The 1,752-nt window shown below is 42.1% G+C and carries 1 protein-coding gene and 1 pseudogene; one reads left to right on the top strand and one right to left on the bottom strand.

Annotated elements, in window-relative coordinates; all coding sequences use genetic code 11:
• Positions 1 to 1,219: IS701-like element ISMae34 family transposase (locus O9295_RS04725; RefSeq protein WP_288032072.1), on the bottom strand; the 1,219-nt coding region annotated here is incomplete at its 3' end.
• Positions 1,220 to 1,290: 71 nt separating this feature from the next.
• Between O9295_RS04725 and O9295_RS04720 the strand changes: the two are divergent.
• A pseudogene (locus O9295_RS04720) lies at positions 1,291 to 1,555 on the top strand (NF041680 family putative transposase); the annotation flags it as partial.
• Between the last annotated feature and the right edge of the window lie 197 nt (positions 1,556 to 1,752).

The following is a 1,752-nucleotide window of genomic DNA, read 5'->3' as shown; positions in this document are numbered from 1 at the left end:
GATTCTCGGTCAGCCACTCAAAGAAACGGAAAGACATCGCTGTCCGAAAAGCTGCCAAGGCTTCCACAAAAGTGTTTAAAGGTCGATTCGCCCACTGCCTTTGCAATCCCCCAGTTAACTTATGCCACAGGATAAATGTATAGGCACAAAACACCAGGATAAAATGACGAAGTAAGCTTCGTTTATCCCTGACTTGATATTCCCTTAACCCTAACCATCCTTTGGCTTCTCGGTAGAATACTTCCACCCAATTTCTTTCGGTGTAAGTCTTGACTATCCACGACGCTGTTACTGTATCTGCCTCAACTACATTGGTGATGAAATAGTCAACCTCTGTTGCTTTTTCCATTGAACTTGCATTCATGACGATAGCCAAGTTCCTTTCTCCTTCTAGTTGAGATATTTTCGCTCTGAATACCGCTACCCAAACCGTTTTTTCTTTATCTAGATTTAGGGTGATTTTCTCCCAATCCTTTTCTGATAGGCTTTTTGCTAGTTGCTCAAGCTGGATTGTTTCTTCCACACCCCCTTCTTTTTCAATAATTACTTTTCGATTTTTTGCCAATCCTCCTAAGTATTTTAGCTTTCTTTCTTCCAGGGCTTTGAGAAAATTTGTGTTGTTGCCATAACCAGCATCTATTAAGACGATTTTCGGTCGATAGCCTCTGGTTAAGCTCCGGTCAATTAAATCTATCGCTATCTCTGGTTTCTTCTTAAATTCTTTGTCTTCTTTCCCCTCGGCTAAGGAACTAGCCGGTTGATAAATTTCCATGTCTAGGGGGACACTTTTTTTGCCGTCGTAGAGATGAGTAGTGACGGCGACTATTCCGTTGTCTGTCTTGCCAATATCTCCCAGGTACTGCCTGCCAACTCCGGCGGTCAGATTGCCACATTTTCGATGTCCCGAGTATTCGACAATCAGGGAAAATCCTCGGGGGATTTGCGGCTGTCGGCATTGGTTCATTACTTGCAACCGACATTCATTCACCTGACGGTCTGACCAAGGAGATTCGGTCAAAAAGTGATGTAATCGGTTATAAACTACTCCGACGGCATTATTGGCCATTTGAGTGAGGTTTTTCCGCTCACTTTCCCCTAATAATCCTCCTAAATATTGTCTGAAGCCGTTTTTTTGCGCTTCGTTTTTGAAGCAATTGTCAAACCGCCGACACCATCGGTCAAAGCATGGGGGCATCGCGGCTGGGGTTGTCTCTTTCATCGCCGATTTTTCAACGTAAAGTGCTTATTCTATAACGATTATACTCTATTATACTCTTGTTGAGCGTTTAAGTCCCATTAGCAATAGATCATACAGCATGGGAATTGAAGGATGCTAAAACGATGAAAGATAGAGGCTATCAACATAGCGCGGCATCAAAAAATGGAACAGTATTAGGACAAGGCTATAGCACCATTGTCTGGCTACCCGAAGGTGAAAGAAGTTGGGCATTACCCTTAAGACATGAAAGAATCACATCCTTTGAAACACCGATATCTGAAAGCCAAAGGGCAACTCCAAGAAGTCTGCAAAACAATTCAACAAAAAGTTTTGGTAAGTACCTAGTGGATTGTTTCAGCTAATTTGGTGTGTTAGAAAAATACTATAAATTTTATAATCTAAGACTTTAAGCCGAAATCTATTGCCCTATCTTAGCTGAAACAAACCAGTAGGGTGCGTTAGGCGGCTATCAATTTAGTCAAAAAACTAAAATTAATAATTCGCCGTAACGCACCCTACAAGATCGGCGTGCT

This window comes from Microcystis sp. LE18-22.4A (assembly GCF_027531105.1).
In the GTDB taxonomy this organism is placed as follows: Bacteria; Cyanobacteriota; Cyanobacteriia; order Cyanobacteriales; family Microcystaceae; genus Microcystis; species Microcystis aeruginosa.
Note: the sequence above shows the minus strand (reverse complement) of the source record. Positions and strands in the feature narration are given on the sequence as shown.